This window comes from Rickettsia helvetica (assembly GCF_963970025.1).
GTDB classification, from domain to species: Bacteria; Pseudomonadota; Alphaproteobacteria; order Rickettsiales; family Rickettsiaceae; genus Rickettsia; species Rickettsia helvetica.
The window spans coordinates 772,262-793,370 of the sequence record NZ_OZ018776.1 but is presented as its reverse complement, the minus strand read 5'-3'; the positions used below and the strand labels follow the sequence as shown (position 1 = coordinate 793,370).

The following is a 21,109-nucleotide window of genomic DNA, read 5'->3' as shown; positions in this document are numbered from 1 at the left end:
AGAGAGCGTGGCAACACCCCAGGATTTTGGCATGAGATTGCTTCGTCAAAACTTACAGTTTTTCCGTAGCTCAGACAATTGAGGAGTCATACAATACCCTAACAATTACCCTCAAATCAAGACTCTGCATTCTTTTCCATATCTTCGGCAGTATTAGCAGGACGTTTCTTATTTGATTTTTTATTATGATATCTATGTTTTGTCTTTTTTGGAGCAGCTTGTGCTTCTTCTAAGCCGGCATTACTTTCTACAACTTTCACCTCTTCCACAACGCTTACGGTTTGCTCTACCGGTTCTTTTGCCTCTAAACTCTTATCTTTTACTTCATTAGCAATATTATTACTATTATTAGCTGTTTTCCATTTATGTTTATTTTTGCGTAACTGTTCTTTTTTCAGCTCTTCTTCAGTATAATCGGCACTATGATTCTGAATTACCGGCTTAACAGGATTAACATTATTGTTATTTTTCTTCAACAGCTTCACTTTTTCAATTGAATAACTATCTGATGTAGCATTAGGATCGGAATAAAAATTAAGCTTTATATTATATTTTTCTTCAATAAATTTTATCTCAGCACGTTTATTATTAAGTAGATAAATAACTGAAACGATATTGGTAAAAACATTTATTACATCAATTCTTTCTTCAAAAATTTCATTCTCTATAGTACGTAAAATTAACATAGCATTAGCGTCACTCGCTCTAATGACTCCTTTACCGTTACAATGAGAACAAATTGCCGAATTAGTTTCTAAGAAAGAAGAACGTAATCTCTGCCTTGAGAATTCAAGTAGTCCAAACTGACTAATATTACCGGTTTGTATACGAGCACGATCACGACTTAAAAACTCTTTAAAGGATCGTTCAATAATTTTACGATTCTTAGCTTCACTCATGTCTATAAAATCAACAACTATCAAACCTGATAGATCTCTAAGCTTTACTTGCTTTGCTACTTCTTTGGCTGCTTCTAAATTAGTTTTTAGTGCCGTTTCTTCAATATTTTTTTCAGAAGTTGATTTACCGGAATTTACATCAATTGAAATAAGAGCTTCCGTAGGATTAATAACGATATATCCCCCTGAAGGTAGTGTCACGACAGGCTGATATAATTTAACTAATTGCTCTTCTACTTGAAACTTAGTAAATATAGGAGTTTTATTTTTATGTTCTTTAAGTTTTGAAAGCTCTGAAGGTAATAAATCCTGCATAAATTTTGAAGCATCTTCATAGGCTTCCTGTCCTTGAATCACTACTTCTTTAACATTGTGATCACACATATCACGTATGGTTTTACGTATTATACTATCTTCTTCATGAATGAAACACGGAGCCGGAAATTTAATAGTACTTTTACGAATTTTATTCCATAACCTTGCTAAATAATTATAGTCTTTCTTCAAATCTAAGGTGCTACTTCCTCTACCTGCGGTTCTAACAATGACGCTATAAGCATTTTTGTCACCGCTTACTATTTTATTTAAAATATCTTTCAGTCTTTTTCTTTCTTCCCCGTTTGATATTTTACGCGATATGCCGTTTTGCGAACCTTTATTAGGCATTAAAACACAATATTTACCAGCCAAGGATATATAAGTAGTAAAAGCGGCACACTTATTTCCTCGTTCTTCCTTAGTAACCTGTACTAATAATATTTGGTTTTTTCTTATTACTTCTTGAACTTTATATTGTTTATATTGCGGAATATTTGACTCAGGGGTGCCGCTTTGAATAATTTCAATATCATCAGCCGCTTCTAAATTAAGTTCTGACTGGAATTTACTCTCTACTAAATCTTCTATGGTTTTTAGGTCAATTTCTTCACTATCAACCAAAGAATCATATATAGCAGCCGATTTCTCTTTATCATCCTCAACCGTAATATTTGAAAGAGCTATTTCAGGAAAAGCATTAACCGGAAAATTTCTCTCCGAGGCAGGTAAATTGTAATAGTTAGGATGAATTTCACTAAATGGTAAAAATCCACTTTTATCCATTCCATACTCTATAAAAACAGCTTGTAGCGACGGCTCTATTCTTGTGACTTTTGCTAAATAAATATTACCTTTATTTTGTTGTCTTACGGTTGTTTGAAATTCAATATCTTCTATATTGTTGCTTTGTTCTAATAAAACTACTCTTGTTTCGCTTGGAAAATTAGCATCAATTATAATCTTTTTATTCATTTATCTTGCTCACTAACTTGAAGAACAAATAATTAATATAATGCTTGTATCTTAAGAAAAATCATTGCTTATCTTGTATTAATTTATTTAAATAGATAATTTATCTATGATTAAAGAGCAAAAATGAAATTCTAGATAAACTTCAAATAATACCTCTTTAAAATACTAAAAAATATATTATTATTTTTCTTACATTAAAATATTTTCATATTATTTAATTCATTAATTTTTTTAAAATTAAACAATAATTATATACAAATTATAAATAAGACTACCATACTTGATTAAAAGCTGATAATCTAATAATTATCCATATATACTTAAAATAATGGAATTACGAATCTCTTTGATTTTTAAGATAATAATGGACTTCTTGCAAAATTAACTTCTAAAGAGGAATTTGAAGGAAACACGGAACGCAGAACCGCAGCGTAGTAGACCTACGTGAGGATTCGAGTACCAGATTGACGCACAAATTACCTTTAGAAGTTAATTTTGCAAGAAGTCCATTATTATCTTAATCATTATAATTATGAGTTATATACCATGTATTTATGTTTAGCAAACACTTAATTTATGACTTTAAAAAACGATTATAAAACTATTTTTTTCTCACTTTTAGGAATATTTATTTTTTCCTGTATCAATGCTATAAATTTTTATAATTTTAAAATCTTTTTACTGATAAATAAAAATCTAGGCGGAGAACAAATAAATCATATAAATCAAACTAAATTTATAGGTTCGATAATCGCAGGCTTTGCCTCAACACAGTTAATTAATAAGTTAAGTAATAAAAAAATTATTTTAATTAGCTTATCTTTATTAATTATTTGTACAATAAACCTAATTTTATTAAATAATTATACTTTAATTAAAATTAATTTTATTTTAATTAATTTTGGAACATTTTCATATTTCACTTCTATAACATTAGACATTATTGAGAGTAGCAAAGAAAAGAAATATTTTTTTTTAGCTTGTATAATGTTGTTATGGGCGGGTGGAAACTTAATGGTAGATTTATTAAATCCATTTATAAAACCGACAAATAATACTATAGTAATTTGTGCATTGTTATACTGTATCAATATACTAACCGAATTTCTGCATTATAATCCTACATCTCATAAATTAAATTTAAATTCAAAATTCTCATCCTTAATAAAAAATGTCGAATTACAATTATTGACAGGCTTCGTAGTTGCTTATGTCACCTTAGATATATTATGGTATTATGAAGCTTTTGCATTAAAGAAAGAATTAGCATTAATTAATTTAAGACTCATACTAAAATATATTTTCCTAGCAATATGTTTTTCTATAATTCCTATATGCTACATATTAAGCAAAGTAAATAAATATTTGGCTAATTTATCACTAACTATAATTCTACTAGTCTGCTTTATTTTACTACCGCTTCATGGAACTAATCAAAACCTTAATATATTATATATAATACTAATCGGTAGTTGTTTAGGATCCATTTATATTTGCAATATTTTAATACTAATTGATAAATTTAGGGATTACGAACTTAGAACAGCTTTATTTTCGTATTTTTCAATGTGCAGCATCGGTATATATGCCGGAGCTTTATCATCTCATGTACCTTACGGCACTATTAATGGCAGTGATTTCTTATTTTCCGTTTTTGCCGTAGTCGGTAGTTTTGTAGCTTATCATTTTTGGTATTTTATTAAGTATAAATTGTATAGATTTTAAGAGGTTTTCGTCATTGCGAGGAGGTACGAAGTACCGACGTGGCAATCTCAGGAATTCTTATATCGCCTCATGAGATTGCCACGCTCCTTTCAGTCGCTTGCAATGACATTCATGTAATATTTTGTAACATAATATAGCTTGTATAATTTGGCATTAAATATTAATACTTAAATATATTTTTACAATGCCTAAAATGCAGCAAAGTACATTATTAAAACCGGTTAGTTGTTACGGGATCGGGGTTCACTCAGGAAAACGCACCCAGTTAACTATAGAACCCGCTAAAGAAAATACCGGAATTATATTCATTAGAACCGATATATCTTCTGAAAATAATTATATTGAAGCTAGCCATTTCAATGTTTCCGATACCTTGTTATCTACCACTATAAGTAATGATCATAAAGTTCAAATTTCAACAATTGAACATTTAATGGCAGCACTTTGGGGATGCAGCATTGATAATGCAATTATTAAAATTGACGGCCCTGAAGTACCAATTATGGACGGCAGTAGTAAACCTTTTGTGTTTATGATTGAATGTGCAGGTAAAGAATTACAAAATGCTCCTAAAAAATATCTAAAAATTTTAAAGGATAAAAAAGTAGTTCATAAAGATTGTGAATTATATTGTACTCCTTCCAATCACATGACTGTAGATTTAACCATTGATTTTAGCAGTAAAGCTATAGGCAGACAAAATCTAAATTTTGGGGATCAAGAATCTTTTACTAAAAATATTGCGGATGCTAGAACTTTTGGATTTATAAGAGATATTGATTATTTGAAAAGCAAAGGACTTGCCCAAGGTGCCTCATTTGAGAATGCTATAGGAATAGATGAGCAAGATAAAATCTTAAACCCAAACGGCTTACGTTATGAAGATGAATTTGTTCGCCATAAACTATTAGATTTATTCGGTGATTTATATACCAGCGGCACTAGCGTTGTAAGTGCAATTAAAGGCTACAAAACCAGCCATGCTCTTAATAATGAATTATTGCATAGAATATTTAGCGATACTACCTCTTACAAATTTGTTACTGCCAGTGAGTTATAATAATCATTTCATATTGTTAAATTTCGCTTTCTTTTTTGCATCCTTTTTGACTTTTCACTTTTCATTTCAGCATTATTAACTTTATCTTTATCCATAGCTTTAGTTAAAGGACTATATCCTTCAGCTTTACTAGGATTTTCATAAAATGGATTCATTACATTTTTAATATCTTTAACATAATTCTCTTTTCTATTATCCATTGTTATTTTATTTTTTCTCAAAAATTCTTCTAAACCGTTTCTTTTTATTTCAAAATTAAAACTGCCTCTTATTTCTCGAAATTTTTGTATTTTTTGGTCTTTATTCATACTCCAATAATTCTTATCCGTTATTAATTTTTTTAAAGCTAATGTTTGTAATACTTGATTCTTAGTATAATTCTCTAATTGTTCTAAATGTTCATATATAGGAGTATCTTGTTTTTTATATTCTTCATTTATATTGAATTTAAATATTGCTTTTATTTCTATTTTTTCCTTTTCAGTAAGACCGTCGATAATTAATGATGCGGTCGTAACTACACCGTAACCCGTAGCTTTTAATATATCAAGCACATTACCGCTAGCACCTTTAATAATAGAGGCAGCCAAATTTGCAGCTCCACCTAAATTATTTCCAAATATTCGTCCTGTACTTTTCAATTTATTTACATTTAACTCATACTTATCTTGAGTAGAATCCTTACCTGCCGTTTGCGGCGTATATAATTCATTTTTTAAAATATCTTTTAAGCTCGGTTCTAATGATAATATATACTCTTGCTGACTTTTAGCATTTCTGTTATGTACTAATAAATTATTCTCTTTATGAAGTTTACGCAAACTATGCACTTTCCAAGTCTCGTTTATAGCCTGAATTCCTACGCTAACGCCTGAAACAACAGCTACAGCTATAATTATCGGTGATATAGGAGTAAAAAGTCCGGAAACTGTAATTGCTATAGAAGCTATGGAAACTGCATAACTTAAACTATTGCTAAATAATATTTTACCGATTTTACTTTGTCTAAAACTAGTCCAATAAGATTTTAACTTATTAAATATTTTTCTAACCCTTGATTTTTTTGAATCAGACATTTATTTTTCTCTCCAAAGAACAATATTTTTATAAATTTTTCTTTTATTTATTTAATTAACTTCTCTTACAACTTAAATTATAGTATAAACTCTAATAAAGAAACAAAATAAATGTCTGGAAAAGAATTAAATAAAATTGTTGCAGCCATCTTATTTGCTAGTTTAATTGCTATGATGGTTGGATTTGTTGCAAATATATTATACAAACCAAACTTACAAGTTTTACATCGTGGTTATAGCATTGCAGTTCAGGAATCCACAGAAAATCAAGATACTACGGCAATAGAGCAAGCACCGGTAAATATACCGGAATTGATGAAAGCCGCTAATGCCGATAATGGCCAACAGATAGCTAAGAAATGTTTAATGTGTCATTCCCTTGATAAAGACGGTCCAAATAAAATAGGACCTCATTTGTGGGATGTAGCAGGCAGACCAAAAGCAAGCATAGCAGACTATAAATATTCCCCTGCTCTATCAAAACTTGGCGGCATATGGGATGATGATAGTTTATTTGCTTTCTTACATAAGCCAAGTAGCTATGCCTCAGGAACTAAAATGTCCTTTGCCGGTATCTCAAAACCACAAGACATAGCTGACGTAATATTATTTTTAAAAACTTATGTTCATGATAAATAATTATCTCACCGAAATATGGTTAATAATCGGCATAATTTGTATAGTTGTTGAATTCTTTGCAATTCCAAGCATTGGATTCTTATTCTTTGGGCTCGGAGCATTATCAAACACTCTTGTGGTATATAACTATACTCTAGTTGGCTTAACAAATCAAATAACATTTTTTGGTATATTATCGCTTATTTGGTTTTGCATATTATATTATCCTCTTAAAAAATATGTTTATAATAAAACTGATAAAACAGAAAATTACTCGGATATGATAGGCAAAACGGTAGAGGTTTATAGTGCTACTGTTTCTTCTGATACTATAGGACAAGTAAGATGGTCCGGTACTATTATGAATGCTTATCTTGCCCCAAACGAAATCGATGCAAAAACAGGCGACCGACTTTTTATTATCGAAGTTAAAGGGAATGTACTAATTTGCTCTAAGCATAGACCTAAAACATAGAATCAAACCCTATATAATTTATGCCAAGATTAATAACGCATCATGGATTAACTAAATCTACTTTTGATGCTTCGCAACTCAAAAAAGAGTTGGAAAACAAGCATATTACTTTTTTGCCATTAGATGAACAGCTTGCCTTACTTGATCAATTACGTGAATTTGAGTTAGGTCGTTTTTTGTTGGCAAATAAAAGACTGAATGGTTATTGGACATCTTATATAATAATTCATGGTCTTAAAAAAGAAAAACTCCACCCTTTAGAAAGATGGATTTTGTATCATGCTCCTTCTGTTAAAGCTACCCAAGAACGCTTTAAAATATTTCAAAAAATTTTACAGGATAAGTTAGAAGACGGAATGCAATTTATTTCTGTTCCTTGCGGTACTATGGACGATTTTACATTAGATTACAGCGAAATAAAAGAAATTCATCTGACAGGGATTGATCTAGATGCTATTTCTTTAGAATTAGCACAAGAAAACGCTAAAAATCATCATCTTACGCATGTTAACTTTCAAGATGCTTGGAATCTTGATATTCACGAGGAATATGATATCCTTATGAGTAATGGTCTTAATATTTATGAATTTGATGATGATAAAGTTACTGATCTATATAAACAATTTAGTAAAGTGCTTAAACCTAGCGGCATACTAATTGCAAGCTTTTTAACGCCTCCTCCAACATTATCAAAGGAATCTACATGGAAAAATATTAATACTGAGGATGCTTTAAAACAAAAGACTATTTTTAGCGATATTATTAACGCTGCATGGCAAGTTTTTCGTACAGAAGCTGAAACACTAAACAGCTAGAAAAAGCAGGATTCCAAATCCTTGAAATTATATAATGATTCTCAAGGTATTTTTCCACAGTAGCAAGAAAAAAAATAATAATCAAATCAAACATTCTCCTTAAACCAATCAAAAGCTTTTTTAAAGAAGCTGCTATTTTCATCAAGTCTAATATGAGCGAATGCTTTTTGCTGTTTTAGAGCATGAATTTTTAGCATTCCTATAGTTGCTGAATACATAGCCGGATTATAGTCTTCTGTAAAACCGGCAATAATTTCTGGTTTACCGATTCTACTCTGTTTTTCAAAAACTCTATTTGAAAGCTCTTTAAGCCCTCTAAGCTGAGACCCACCGCCGGTAATTACAACTCTAAAAACTTCAACCTGCCCTTTTGTTGCTTTATCATATTTGGCTTTTACCATTGATAATATTTCTTCGGCTCTTGCTCTTATTACCTCAGCCAATTTATAAATTGTTACGGAAGTATTTAAATTATGATGAGTATCAACCTGAAAATCATCCATATTTATAATACTATCTTTCTCAAACAAAGGTATAATTGCATTACCGTATAAAATTTTTAATTTCTCTGCCGTAACAAGATCAATACCAAAGACTTTAGCAATATCCGAGCTAATATGAAAACTACCTATATTTACATGCCCTGTATATATTAATTTACCTGCAAAAAAAATGCCGAAAGAGGTAGTTTTATCACCCATATCTATAATAAGCGAGCCTAGATTTTTTTCATCATTCGTAAGACAGCTAATAGCAGAAGCATAAATTGCTAGAGTAATATTTGTGACTTCAACATGACATTTAGCGAAGCATTGTACAATATTTGATAACATATTTGAACTAGCTGCAATAATATGTAATTCACAACTAAGTTCTCTACCATACATACCGATAGGATTCTCGACTGTATTATTATCAAGGGTAAATTCAAGAGGAAAATAATGAATAATTTCTTGGTTTTTAACTTTAAATTCAAGTAATGCTTTTTGTAGTAACTTTTTAATATCCTGCTGCGTTACAGTTTGCCCGTTAACTTTAATGGTATAATTAATATAATAAGATTTAGTGTCAGCACCTGATAACGATAATATAACTTTTTTTATATTTTTACCGCAATCTTTTTCAAGTGCGTAAATTGCCGAAACAATACTAGTTTCAGCATTTTTTAAATCTGATATAACTCCTGATTTAATACCTTTAGAATGATGCAAATTTTGGCTAGCTACTTTAATTTCACCTTTTTTACTAATATAGGCAGCAATTACGGCAATCTTACTACTACCGAAATCAAGTGTTACAAAATTTGATATTTTCTCTTTCATTTTTTTATGCTTGTTATTCCAAAAACGTCATTGCGAGAAGAATTACAAAGTAATTCGACGAAGCAATCTCAGGATGCGTGACAAGATTGCCACGTCGAAACTATGTTTCTCCTCGCAATGACGATTCTCAGTACTTCTCAATATAATATTTATTTCTATCCCTCAAATCCAAAACCTTATAATTTTGGTTAAATAGCTTGTTAGCTTTATTTAGTGCATCGATATATTTTAATGCTTCTTCAAACTCTTTTTCAGGTAACTTAATACTTATATTACCTTTAAGATTTAAATCCCACCTTCTATCTCCGAGTCTTACAGCAGCTGAAGTTTTATTCATTAATGCCGGATATTTCTGCAACTCTACTACTAATTTACCTGCATAGATATTTGCCCCTTCCCCTACAACATGTAATAAATGAGGAAAAGGCTGAATATTTTTACTAATTTCGTAACCTTCTTCATCGACTAAGAAAAGCTGATTATTAATTTGCCAAATAGCAATAGGTTCTCTTTCAAATAATTTTATATATACCGTATTTGGTAATCTTCTACTGACATATACTTCCTTGATCCATTTATTTTTCTTTAAATTATTTCTAATTTCGTCTAATTTAAGAGCAAAAATAGGACTACCTTTACTCGCATTTAAAACCTTTAATATTGTAGACTCATCGACATTTTGCTGTCCTTCAATGATAACATTCTCAAGTTTAAACCCAAGTTTTGTTGTTGTTTGGTATATATTTGTTGTTAAGTAGGTTTTTACGCCGGCAAAATATTTTGTAAAAATAAATAGACATACAAAGATAATTAAAGCAATCTTAAGCCCTAGTATTGCTTTTTTGTAAATTAGTCCTAATTTTCGGCGTAATGAGATATTATTAGTTTTTTTTGTTTGTTTTTTTTTATTGGAGCTTGTTTTTTTTCTCATGATTCAAAGCTTGCCGTCTTTATAATTTCTTCAATTAAGTTAGTAAAATTTATCCCTGCATAAGCTGCAATTTCCGGCACTATGGATAAAGGCGTCATACCTGGGTGAGTATTTATCTCCAAAGCATATAATTTGTTCGTCTGATCTTCTAAAATAAACTCTGCTCTAGCAGGACCTTTACAATTCATTGTTTTATAAATTTTTTCTGATTCTATAAGTAATTTTTCATATAAATTAGCAGGTAGCGGAGCAGGACAAAGATGCTCAGCAAATCCTTCGGTATATTTAGTTTCATAATCATAGAAACGATTTTTTAGTAATTTAATCTCTAAAGCTCCAAGAGCTTTGCCGTTTAATACCGCTACTTGCAATTCCCGCCCTTTTATATATTGCTCTATTATTACCTGATCACCATAAGGAAAATCATAATCGGCAAAGTTAAAATCATCTTCTTCAAATATCACCTCAACACCGATACTTGATCCTTGCGTAAAAGGCTTAATTACATATGGATGTTTCATAGGATCGCTTTTTATATCATCACTTTTACTTACGACAATACTTTCTGCCATATTAATATTATTCGTTAAAAACCAGCTCCTAGAATGTATTTTATCGAATGCTAAAGCTGAAGATAACACGCCGCTATGAGTATAAGGAATCCGTATTATATTAAGTAATCCTGGTAAACAACCGTCTTCACCATATGTACCATGCAGGCAATTAAAAACAATATCAGGTTTTATTTCTTGTAATTTAACTGCAATATCTGCTCCCATATCAATAAAGGTAACTCTATACCCTAATTCAATTAAAGCTTTACTAACTCCTTCGCTTGACACTAAAGATACTTCTCGCTCAGCAGACATACCACCCGCTACTAACGCTATATGTTTTTTACCGGTACTACTTAATATTTTGACTACAGAGTGTTCCACCCAATGTGTTTGATATTTCATATTATTTGCTTTGATTCTATATTGTCATCCCGCGACTTGATCGCGGGATCTTGTATCATAGTCTGTCTCCTGAGTGCCCGCGATCAGGTCGCGGGATGACAAGTGTTCATCGATATACCCCTATTCTCTTAATCTCCCATTCTAATTCAACCCCGCTATCTTCAAATACTTTTTGCCGGATGAAATCACCTAAATTTTCTAAATCCTTAGCGGTAGCATCGCCGTTATTTACCATAAAATTACAATGAAGTTCTGACATCGAAGCACCGCCTATTCTATAGCCTCTAAGCCCTGCTTTGTCAATAAGTTCCCAAGATTTAAGCCCTTCAGGATTTGCAAAAGTACTACCTCCTGTACGTTCTTTAATAGGCTGCGTAGATGATCTTGCGTTATTTATTTCATTCATCCGTAATAATATATTTTCACTATCGCCTCTATTTACTTTAAAAACGACTTTGAGAATAATTAAATCCTTTGGTAAATTATTACTGCGATATTTAAAACCAATTTCTTCATTGGCAAATGTTAAAAAGTTTCCTGCAAAGTCAATCGCTTCAATCTTCACTATAATATCTTTAAATTCAGAGCCGTAAGCACCGGCATTCATAGCAACTCCGCCGCCGATAGTCCCTGGAATACCTACTAAAAACTCAAAACCGGAAATAGCATTTACTTGACAGAATTTTGCTAAATTATAATTAAGGCAGCTGCTACCTACTATCAAATGATTATCTATAAACTCAATATTGCTAAAATTCTGACCAAGTTTTATAACAACCCCTTCTATGCCGCCGTCTCTTATAATAATATTTGAGCCTGCTCCAAAAGTAGTTATAGATAATTTTTGCTTATTTTGTATTAAGAAACTTTTTAAATCTTCGCTATCTAAAGGTTTAAAGAAAATTTCGGCATTACCGCCTACTTTAAACCATGTCAGATGTTTTAAATTATAATCTTTTTTATACTCGCCTTTTACTATCGGTAAAATTAACATATTTTTACTGTCATCCCGCGACTTAATCACGGGATCTTGTATCGCAGTCTGTATTCTGAGATCCCGTGATTAAGTTGCGGGATGACAATCTCCCATCTAATTCATTAGCAAAACTTGAAATATTACCTGCTCCCATCATAATTATCATATCACCGGAAGCTGCATTATCTATAATAACCCCAACCGCATCATCTAGCTGCACTAGAAAATTTGCTTTATCGTGATGCTTATTCTTAGTAATCTTATCAACTAAACTTTGTCCTGTAATTCCTTCTATAGGGTTTTCACCTGCAGCATATATATCGGTAATATAGAGTATATCGGCATCAGCGAAGCAAAGCATAAAATCATCAAATAAATGCTGCATTCTTGAATATCTGTGAGGCTGAAAAATAGCAATAACTTTACCGTTTTGTTTATTTGCTATATTTTTAGCCGTCGCAAGTGTTGCTTTGATTTCCTCAGGATGATGAGCGTAATCATCAATAATTGAAGCCCTATTATATTCCGCTACTTTAGTAAATCTTCTCTTCACTCCTTTAAAATTATTAAAACCGTTTTTAATAGCTTTAATACCGAAATCTAATTCTATCCCAACGGCAATTGCAGCAAGACTATTTAAAATATTATGTCTTCCAGGCATTGGAATAGTAATTTTTTCAATAATCGTTGTACCTAGTACATTTGGTAGACTAATTTTTACGTCAAAAGTAGAGGAGGCAATATCAGTGTTAATATTAAACGCTATAATATGAGCATCTTCCGAATCGATTCCATAAGTAACAATCTTCCTTTCAGTAATATCATCTACTAACTTACGAACTATTTTATGATCGATACAACAAACGGCAAAACCGTAAAACGGCAAATTAGTAATAAAGCTTTTAAAAGCACCAATTAATGTTTCAAAATCTTTATAATAATCTAAATGTTCGGGATCAATGTTAGTTATTATCGCAATAGTTGATGGAATATGAATAAACGTTGCATCCGATTCATCGGCTTCCGCAATTAAATAATTACTTGAACCAAGATATGCATTAGTCGATTTATTATTTATGATCCCGCCGTTAATAACCGTAGGACATAAACCGGTTGCCTCAAATAAACAAGCAACTAAAGAAGTAGTAGTGGTTTTACCATGCGATCCCGAAACTGCTACTGAACATTTTAATCTCATAAGTTCAGCAAGCATTTCCGCACGTCTAATAATCGGAATTTTACACTCTAATGCCTCTTGTATTTCAGGATTATTTGGATTAATTGCCGATGAAATAACAACATACGAAACATTGGTAATGTTTTGCTCAGCGTGTCCTAAAAATATTTTAATGCCGTATGACTCAAGCCTTTTAGTATTATAATTTTCTACTAAATCGGAACCTTGTACTTTATAACCTAGATTATGTAATATCTCGGCAATACCGCTCATTCCAATGCCGCCGATCCCTATAAAATGTATAGTTTCTAAGGTTTGATTAGTTTTTTTTAATTCAAGTAACAGCATCTAAGTTTAATCATTTAAAGTTGAGTTCTGCATATAGGTTTTTATGTAGATTGTCAAGCCCTTTGTCATCCCGTGGCTTGATCACGGGATCTTGTGTCACAAGCTATATCATGAGATACCGTGACCAAGTCGCGGTATGACAATAATTAAACCTCATCCACCCTATCAAACTTTGCTTCGGAATAGAAGTTCCCTTGTAGCCCACCGACTTTTAGATCAATTAAAAATTTAGCTATTTCCCCGTTTTCTACGAATTCAGCTACTATTTCAATACCTAAATCTTCTGAAATTTTAATTAATCTTTCTACGAAATACCTACTTTGTACATCACTTGTAATACTACGCACATATTTACCGTCAATTTTGATAATATCAATTGGTAAGCTTTGAAGTTGTTTAAAAGAAGTAAAACCCGAACCAAAATCGTCTAATGCAAATTTACATCCGTACTTACGTAGTTTATTAATAAATAAAGTTATTTTATCATAATGCTCATTGAAAGAAGTTTCTGTAATTTCAATAATTAAGCGATCCCGAACATTATGAGCTTTTAATAAGTTTTCTGCTATTTCCCATAAAGCTTCATCGCTTGTTCCTATATTTGAAATATTAACGGCTAACATTAAGTTTGGGTTGCGGGCAAGTTCATTAACAGTCATTTCCAAAACAATTTGATCAATTATAAAAATTAATCCTTTATTTTCAGCAATAGGGATTATAGGACCTATGGAAATATAAACGCCGTTCTCGTCAGGTATACGAAGCAGACATTCATAATAATGAATTTTCATAGTATTGCGATCTATTATAGGCTGATAAGCAAATCGCATAGTCTTGTTTGCTAAGGCTTGTCGTAGTAAGTTAAGCTGAAGATTAGATTTTCTTATATTTTCCAAATCATGTTCTGTACTGCTATATTCACGGTAATAATAATTATTATTTTGTGCAAGTAACATATTTAATGTTTTTTCAATTTCTTTAGCATTATTACTTACTTTTGGAAATTTAATACTAGCAATATAACAATTCATATAAATTGCCGGCTTCTGTTCATTAATATAAAGCTGCGAAAATAAATATAATTTTCTAGCAAAATTTTTAATTAAGTCAGAATCAGTAGTATTTAGGATAAATAATATTCTATCTTGCTTTATTTTCTTAAACTTTGAAAAAATATTAAGTTCTTTGCTTATATCTTCAATGATTTGATCTAAATCTTTAATTATAAAGTGTTTATCTTGCTCTATAAATTCTATTTCATCATAATTAACTAATCTACAAGCAAAACATACGCCTTTTTCCAATTTATCTATCTCATCTTGTAAATCTTTATAATCCGTTATTAATTCTGACATTGCCATTTTTATCATAAAATTATATACTTAAGAATATTAGGACATTTTTACTGTAAATGAAATAAAAATATGAGCCGCATAGAAAGGATACAAGAAAAATTAAGTGTGTTAAAACCACATTTTCAAGAAATAATAGATGAAAGCTATAAACATGCGAGTCATTATGACGGAATCCACAGCCATATAAAAATAAGAATTTCTGCAGAAACATTACAGGGAAAAAGCCTAATTGCCAATCATCGCACTATTAATAACTTACTTGCCGATGAATTTAATAGCGGCTTGCATGCTTTATCGATAGAGGTACTATGAAAACAAATAATATTTTAAAAGTAGCTGTTGGAGCTAGCAGCGTAGCACAAAAAGCCTTAAATAGTATAGCGGATAAAAGCTGTGGCATAATTGAGGATAAAATACTTAAAGGTAATTACGTCACTCGCGAAGAATTTGAAAAATTACAAACTTTAGTAATAAAACTAAAAAAAGAATTAGCAGAGTTAAGGGATAAATAATTAATCAACTAGCTTTAGAATTTTCTATTTTTGCTTTTAGCTCTTCTATTTCTTCCTTAGATAACCCTGTAAACTCTATTATTTGCTGAACAGTTTTGCCTTGTTTTAACATCATTTATATTAATTCAGCTTTACCTTTTTCAAACTTTTCTTCTAAAGCTATTTCTTCAGCATCTTCCATTAATTTTGCTCTTATGGGGGTGTGAGGGTGATGCATTTCTATTACATTGTACGCATCTAATACTTTCTCGCTCTTTATATTTGCAGGCGGGCTAGTTTCGTTTTCTGCACATTTAAATAAATGTAGCCACTCATCTATAGTAGTATCAAACTTATCTTTATCAAACTTTTTAAGCTCTATAAATACATAGGAAAAATCAAATAAATATTGCTTATTTGTTTTAGTTTCAAGCATTTTATGAAGACTGATACAAGGCACTTCGTCATCAAACATTTTAGTCTTTATAAGCGAAATAACTATTACCGGTAATAAATCTTTATGCTTTATTCCTTATGTAAGTTGCTGTACATAAGAATGAGCAGAATAATATTGTACTCTTTTTAAGTAATCGCTTTCATTTCTTTTTTGCATCTTGATTATATACCAGCTACTGGCTTCATCTTTAACCTTTAAATCAACTATGCTTTTTTTCCCTTTATCGAGCATAGGTACTTGCTCTACACAGGATAAATTCTATTTCTTTAATTCTAAGCCCCTCAGGTAGTTCAAGAACTGCATTGATAAATTCCTTTAACCTCTCTAAATCACGAAAGATTTTTTTAAATAAATATCATTCGTAGGATCTAAATATCTTTGCATATTAATTATTACTTATTAGTATTACTTATATTATATAACTTTTTAAGTAAATATACTAGATTCTGTATACTTGTGATGGAATAATTATAATATGGCTATTCTTTAGCAAAAATTACGTCTTTTGATCTGTTCTAATGGATACGATTGCTGACATGCCGGGAACTAGATTAGCATTTGGGGATTCAAAATCTATTAAAACAGGTACACGTTGTACGATTTTAGTAAAATTACCGGTAGCATTATCTGGTGGGATTAAGCTAAATTTAGAGCCGGTAGCAGGAGCGATATTACGAATCTTCCCGTAAATTACCTTTTTAGGCAAAGCATCAAATTCAATTTTGACTTTCATGCCGGACTTAAATTTCTTAATTTGTGTTTCCTTAAAATTGGCTTGAATATACATTGAATTATCCTGCACTATAGAAAACAATGCTCTACCGGGTAATATATAATTTCCGACTTCTAAACTACTATTACCGAATATACCGGGTACCATAGCAATAAGTTTAGTATTTTGTAAGCTCCTTAAGGTTACTTTTTTATTTTCCGTTAGCTCTTTAAGTTTTTCCTGTTCTGCTGCTTTTTCAAGCTCAAGAAGCTGTAAATTTTGCTTAGATATATCTACATCTAACTGTGCTTGTTTATAATCCGTTTTGGCTTTTTGATATGCATTTTTAGAATCATCTAACGTTTTAGAGCTAGCAAATTTTGCCTTATTTAATTCCTGCACTCTAGTAAAATCCGTTGAAGCAATATCAAAGCTTATTTTAGTAAGCTTTGATTTTTCAGCCGCTTGTTCTAGGCTAATCCGCCCTATTGAGATTTTTTGCTCTATAATTTCTATATTTTTTATGCAAGCTTCAATAGATGCTTCAAGTGCTGCAAGCTTTGCCTTATAATCTCTATCGTCAATTTCACCTATCAGATCGCCTTTATTAACTTTAGTATTATCGGTAACAAATAACTTTGTTAAAACACCACTAACTTCAGCACTAACATTTGAAATATCTGCATCTATGTAAGCATTATCCGTGAATTGTGTATTTGCCCAAACATAAATTCTATATCCCAAATAAATAAATATTATTAAGGCTATAATAATTACATATTTAGTAAATATATGATGTTTATATTTGTCGATAGCTTGTTGTAATACACTCGGCATAATTAACTTTACCAATACCCTCTATGTTTAAAAAAATAACAAATTGGTATAGAAAGAATATATATAACTGCAATTAACGGCAGTGAATACCATGGATATATGATAAGATTTATAATAACAATAGCAACTAAAATCATTGCAAGCGATAAATATTCAGGTTTAATACTTAAATTTTTTGTTGAGATTGTAGGAAGCCTACTAGCAAGTAGAAAAGCTATAATAGCTAAATATATATTAATTGTTATGGTGTGAGTACGTGTATTGATATTTAATAACATACCGATTTCAAAATCTATCATTACAGGCATTAAAGCAAGTAAAGCACCGCACGGAGCAGGTACACCAGTAAAAAAATATTCAGTTTTTTTATCTTGTTTCGGTTGATAAATACCAACGTTAAAGCGAGCTAAACGCAATGCCATACACACTATAAATAATAGCATTACTGCTGATGAAAATACCTTATACTCATATTGTTGAAAAGACCATAAATATATTAAATAAGCAGGAGCTATACCGAAATTAGCAAAATCGCATAATGAATCAAGCTCTGCCCCAAATGGGCTAGCTGCATTTAGTATCCTTGCTATTCTACCGTCGATACCGTCAATAATTGCCGCTACTATAATGCAATATACCGCAAGTTCCCATCTGCTATCCAAAGCAAATTTTATAGAACTCATACCGGTTACTAAACCAAGCAACGTAATAAAGTTGGGAATTAATTTTATTAGAGGTACAGGCTTAGTTATTATAGATTTACGAATTTTTAACAATTTTTATACTCAAAATGTATTTATAACGTCATTGCGAGAAAAAACTGTAAGTTTTGACGAAGCAATCTCAGGAGTTTGTTATTATTTCATGAGATTGCCATGCAGCCTACGGCTGCTCACAATGACGGTTTTGAAGTTATGAGACTACTTCCTCTCAAACTTAAATTCTGCTGTCTTTTTACGTCCAAAATCAGCAATGATAGTTTCACCGCCTATAGCAGTCTGCCCTTTACTCACTAATAAAGCTGTTTTCAACGGTAGATAAACATCTACTCTGCTACCGAAACGAATTATACCGTATCGCTCGCCCGTTTTAACTTCATTACCCTCTTCTAAATCACAAACTATACGCCTTGCTATCAGTCCGGCTATTTGAACAAAAACAATTTTCTGTCCTTGATCAGTTTCCATTAATACTGATTGACGCTCATTATAAATACTAGCTTTATCGAGTGAAGCATTAAAAAATTTTCCCGGATTATAATGAAGTGCTAAAATTTTTCCGTTTGCCGGAATTCTATTAACATGGACATTAAAAATATTTAGAAAAATACTAACTCTAATCATTTCCACATCACCAAGCCCTAATTCCAGCGGCGGCAATGCTTCCTTAATTTCTTGAATTATTCCATCTGCAGGACTTATTACCAGATCATCACTTATAGGCACAAAGCGATCAGGATTACGGAAAAAATAAATACACCAAGCAGTAGCAATAAATCCAATACAGCCAAGTTTTTCATTAAATGATGCTAATAAAAAACTTACTAATGCAAAGCTAGCAATAAATATATATCCTTCGCGGTGAATAATTTTAAATAAATCATTATATTGTTTCATTTTAATCTCTATGAATCTCCTTATTATTTTTAAACTATGCCTGCTCTGCTTTATCTTCTTGGTTCTCACTCTCGTCTTCATCTTCTTCTTGAGGGGTAGCTTGGGCTTCTTGAGCAGAACCAAGAGCATATACGCATAAATCCGGAAGTGGAACACCGTGTTTTTTGGCAAGATCATTTAGCTGTGATATTGCTTTCATAACCTCATCAGGAATAGTACCGCCTCTTTCGTCAGATAACCATTTTGCTTGAAATTGTAGCGGATGATGCCCTTCTTGCGGCATACCTATATAAAACTTAAACTTGGCTCTTTGTCCACCAAAATCGCAGTCAAATTCAAACTCTTTATAATGTGCCATAACTTTATGAATTAATAATTATATTAATATTATTATATTCTAACAATAAAAATGCAAATCTAAAATAATTTCTTGTCTAATATTTTTTAAGTTTCTTAGCAATATAACGATTTGAATATATAAATTTATCGCTAGAATCTATAATTATCCCGCCTGCTTCCCTAATAAGAAGCTCAAATGCATAATATAATGTAAAATTTAATAATGATAAACATATTAAATCCGCTTTACCTGAAGCTACAAGCGTAGCTGCATAGCAAGGAGAGCCAAAAGATCTCATATTATTTATATAATCACTCTTCACTTCACCGGAGTATATCTCCTCCAAATCATTATGATTTACATCTTCAATAATTGCTAAACAGTTCTTTAAATCGGCATTATCGGAAACTCTAAGTCTTAACCCTTGATAATTAGAGTTTAAATTATTTTTTTCTATCCAAGCTCCTTTACCTTTTTCAGCATAATAAATTTCATTAAGAGCAGGGAAATATATTACTGTAGAAGTAGGAGTTAAAACTTCTTGATTCCTTTTTAAATAAGTTACGGATATCGCAAAAAAAGGTATGCTTCTGGCGAAATTATTTGGGCTATCTATAGGATTAATTAAAAAAACACTCTCATAATCATTATTTAAATCGAATTTATCTTCCGGAAAAAATAAATATTGTGTATGTTTTTTTAATTCTTCACATAATAAAGTTTTTAATTTTAAATAAGATCGCTTGCAAAATTCTTCATTTCTTACAGAATTTTTTTGTAGCATTTCGAGTTCTAAAAAATCTCTATGCAAAAACTTAACTGCTTTACGCAGGGCATTAATTAATAAATTAGTTATAGGTTGCATTTGATGTAAATTATAGTTAATTTCTCGTTGTTATGTCCACGAGCTTGTAGGCATTGTTGCATGGCTTGGTTGTCATTCCGTTGAGTGCAGGAATCCAGAAACAGATGTCACCCCGTAACTTGATCACGGGGTCTAGTTTTTTTTTAATTTTATATGGATACCGTGGTCAAGCCATAGTATGACAATTATACTTATTTGGCTCTTTCAACATATGTCATATCATCAGTTTTAACAACAATTTTTTCTCCTATTTCTAAATATTGCGGCACCTTAACTTTAATACCGTTTTCTAAAATTGCTGGTTTATAAGAGGCGGTAGCGGTTGCTCCTTTTATTACCGGATCAGTTTCACTAATCTCAAGTATAACAGTTGGAGGAAGCTCAATATTTAAAGGTTTTTCATTATAAAATTCGACTTTAACAATCATATTTTCAGTTAAGAAAGGTAATTTTTCTTCTAAAATTTCCTTGGGAACATTTATTTGATCAAAATGTTTGGTATCCATCAATACCAAATCATCACCTTCAAAATATAAAAATTGATAATCTTTTTGTTCAAGTTCAGCTTTTTCTAAATAATCGGAAGAACTGAATCTTTCGTTACGCTTTGTCCCTGTTTTTAAATTTTTCATCTCAACTTGTACATAAGCTCCGCCTTTCCCTGGTTGAGTATGTTCCGGTGTTTTGCTTACAACCCATAAATCATTATTATAAACTAATATGTTACCTGTTCTAATTGAACTTGCTGAAATTTTCATATATTAT

21 protein-coding genes and 1 pseudogene are annotated in these 21,109 nt (G+C 31.1%); 7 read left to right on the top strand and 15 right to left on the bottom strand.

Annotated elements, in window-relative coordinates; translation table 11 throughout:
- Window positions 1-116 precede the first annotated feature (116 nt).
- Window positions 117-2,189: a ribonuclease E/G gene (locus AB1146_RS04735; protein WP_010423534.1), complete on the bottom strand. Its 2,073-nt coding sequence runs from the start codon at window positions 2,187-2,189 to the stop codon at window positions 117-119.
- A 576-nt stretch (window positions 2,190-2,765) separates the two neighbouring features.
- Between AB1146_RS04735 and AB1146_RS04725 the strand changes: the two genes are divergently transcribed.
- Window positions 2,766-3,914 carry an MFS transporter gene (locus AB1146_RS04725; RefSeq protein WP_010423536.1) on the top strand — a complete coding sequence of 383 codons (1,149 nt, stop codon included), beginning with the start codon at window positions 2,766-2,768 and terminating at the stop codon, window positions 3,912-3,914.
- A gap of 193 nt (window positions 3,915-4,107) precedes the next feature.
- A complete protein-coding gene (gene lpxC, locus AB1146_RS04720) occupies window positions 4,108-4,974 on the top strand; it encodes a UDP-3-O-acyl-N-acetylglucosamine deacetylase (protein WP_010423538.1) in 867 nt (288 codons plus the stop codon).
- 8 nt (window positions 4,975-4,982) lie between these two features.
- On the opposite strand, the gene AB1146_RS04715 is transcribed toward lpxC, so the two are convergent.
- A complete protein-coding gene (locus AB1146_RS04715) occupies window positions 4,983-6,050 on the bottom strand; it encodes a hypothetical protein (RefSeq protein ID WP_010423541.1) in 1,068 nt (355 codons plus the stop codon).
- Window positions 6,051-6,161: 111 nt separating this feature from the next.
- Between AB1146_RS04715 and AB1146_RS04710 the strand changes: the two genes are divergently transcribed.
- The 3 genes from AB1146_RS04710 to AB1146_RS04700 are packed head-to-tail and all read left to right on the top strand — an operon-like array spanning window position 6,162 to window position 7,958.
- The gene (locus AB1146_RS04710) at window positions 6,162-6,689 is read left to right on the top strand and encodes a c-type cytochrome (RefSeq protein WP_010423543.1); all 528 of its coding nucleotides are present in this window, start codon (window positions 6,162-6,164) and stop codon (window positions 6,687-6,689) included.
- Window positions 6,673-7,143 (top strand): NfeD family protein, encoded by a 471-nt coding sequence (locus tag AB1146_RS04705; RefSeq protein WP_010423545.1) that lies wholly within the window; start codon window positions 6,673-6,675, stop codon window positions 7,141-7,143. The genes AB1146_RS04710 and AB1146_RS04705 overlap by 17 nt, the downstream gene beginning before the upstream one ends.
- A 20-nt stretch (window positions 7,144-7,163) precedes the next feature.
- Window positions 7,164-7,958, top strand: a complete 795-nt coding sequence (locus AB1146_RS04700) for a methyltransferase domain-containing protein (RefSeq protein WP_010423547.1) — start codon at window positions 7,164-7,166, stop codon at window positions 7,956-7,958.
- Between the two features lie 86 nt (window positions 7,959-8,044).
- On the opposite strand, the gene ftsA is transcribed toward AB1146_RS04700, so the two are convergent.
- The 6 genes from ftsA to AB1146_RS04670 all read right to left on the bottom strand — a co-directional run bounded on the left by ftsA (window position 8,045) and on the right by AB1146_RS04670 (window position 15,041).
- On the bottom strand, window positions 8,045-9,280 hold the full coding sequence (gene ftsA / locus AB1146_RS04695; protein WP_010423549.1) for a cell division protein FtsA: 1,236 nt from the start codon (window positions 9,278-9,280) through the stop codon (window positions 8,045-8,047).
- 127 nt (window positions 9,281-9,407) lie between these two features.
- On the bottom strand, window positions 9,408-10,211 hold the full coding sequence (locus AB1146_RS04690) for a cell division protein FtsQ/DivIB (RefSeq protein WP_147141916.1): 804 nt from the start codon (window positions 10,209-10,211) through the stop codon (window positions 9,408-9,410).
- On the bottom strand, window positions 10,208-11,170 hold the full coding sequence (locus AB1146_RS04685; RefSeq protein WP_010423552.1) for a D-alanine--D-alanine ligase: 963 nt from the start codon (window positions 11,168-11,170) through the stop codon (window positions 10,208-10,210). Before AB1146_RS04685 ends, AB1146_RS04690 begins: the two co-directional genes overlap by 4 nt.
- Before the next feature lie 106 nt (window positions 11,171-11,276).
- The gene (gene murB, locus AB1146_RS04680; RefSeq protein WP_010423554.1) at window positions 11,277-12,164 is read right to left on the bottom strand and encodes a UDP-N-acetylmuramate dehydrogenase; all 888 of its coding nucleotides are present in this window, start codon (window positions 12,162-12,164) and stop codon (window positions 11,277-11,279) included.
- A 22-nt stretch (window positions 12,165-12,186) separates the two neighbouring features.
- Window positions 12,187-13,671, bottom strand: a complete 1,485-nt coding sequence (murC, locus tag AB1146_RS04675; RefSeq protein WP_355403616.1) for a UDP-N-acetylmuramate--L-alanine ligase — start codon at window positions 13,669-13,671, stop codon at window positions 12,187-12,189.
- A 146-nt stretch (window positions 13,672-13,817) separates the two neighbouring features.
- Window positions 13,818-15,041 (bottom strand): EAL domain-containing protein, encoded by a 1,224-nt coding sequence (locus AB1146_RS04670; protein WP_010423558.1) that lies wholly within the window; start codon window positions 15,039-15,041, stop codon window positions 13,818-13,820.
- 54 nt (window positions 15,042-15,095) lie between these two features.
- On the opposite strand from AB1146_RS04670, the gene AB1146_RS04665 reads away from it, so the two are divergent.
- Together AB1146_RS04665 and AB1146_RS04660 are read left to right on the top strand one after the other, a co-directional pair.
- Window positions 15,096-15,338 carry a BolA family protein gene (locus AB1146_RS04665; RefSeq protein WP_010423560.1) on the top strand — a complete coding sequence of 81 codons (243 nt, stop codon included), beginning with the start codon at window positions 15,096-15,098 and terminating at the stop codon, window positions 15,336-15,338.
- The gene (locus AB1146_RS04660) at window positions 15,335-15,538 is read left to right on the top strand and encodes a hypothetical protein (protein WP_010423562.1); all 204 of its coding nucleotides are present in this window, start codon (window positions 15,335-15,337) and stop codon (window positions 15,536-15,538) included. The genes AB1146_RS04665 and AB1146_RS04660 overlap by 4 nt, the downstream gene beginning before the upstream one ends.
- Window positions 15,539-15,653: 115 nt before the next feature.
- Here the strand turns inward: AB1146_RS04660 and AB1146_RS04655 are convergent.
- From AB1146_RS04655 to efp, 7 genes and pseudogenes are all read right to left on the bottom strand, one after another.
- A pseudogene (locus tag AB1146_RS04655) lies at window positions 15,654-16,205 on the bottom strand (PD-(D/E)XK nuclease family transposase).
- 265 nt (window positions 16,206-16,470) lie between these two features.
- On the bottom strand, window positions 16,471-17,523 hold the full coding sequence (locus tag AB1146_RS04645; RefSeq protein ID WP_010423566.1) for an HlyD family secretion protein: 1,053 nt from the start codon (window positions 17,521-17,523) through the stop codon (window positions 16,471-16,473).
- Window positions 17,524-17,531: 8 nt separating this feature from the next.
- Complete coding sequence (locus AB1146_RS04640) at window positions 17,532-18,299, bottom strand: CDP-alcohol phosphatidyltransferase family protein (protein ID WP_010423569.1); 768 nt, start codon at window positions 18,297-18,299, stop codon at window positions 17,532-17,534.
- 144 nt (window positions 18,300-18,443) lie between these two features.
- Window positions 18,444-19,139, bottom strand: a complete 696-nt coding sequence (locus AB1146_RS04635) for a phosphatidylserine decarboxylase (RefSeq protein WP_010423570.1) — start codon at window positions 19,137-19,139, stop codon at window positions 18,444-18,446.
- 34 nt (window positions 19,140-19,173) lie between these two features.
- Window positions 19,174-19,497, bottom strand: coding sequence for a DUF2610 domain-containing protein (locus tag AB1146_RS04630; protein WP_010423573.1), 324 nt, complete (start codon window positions 19,495-19,497; stop codon window positions 19,174-19,176).
- A gap of 76 nt (window positions 19,498-19,573) precedes the next feature.
- Entirely contained in the window at window positions 19,574-20,344 is a 771-nt protein-coding gene (locus AB1146_RS04625; protein ID WP_010423574.1) for an inositol monophosphatase family protein, read from the bottom strand.
- A 191-nt stretch (window positions 20,345-20,535) separates the two neighbouring features.
- Window positions 20,536-21,102: an elongation factor P gene (gene efp / locus AB1146_RS04620; protein WP_010423577.1), complete on the bottom strand. Its 567-nt coding sequence runs from the start codon at window positions 21,100-21,102 to the stop codon at window positions 20,536-20,538.
- Between the last annotated feature and the right edge of the window lie 7 nt (window positions 21,103-21,109).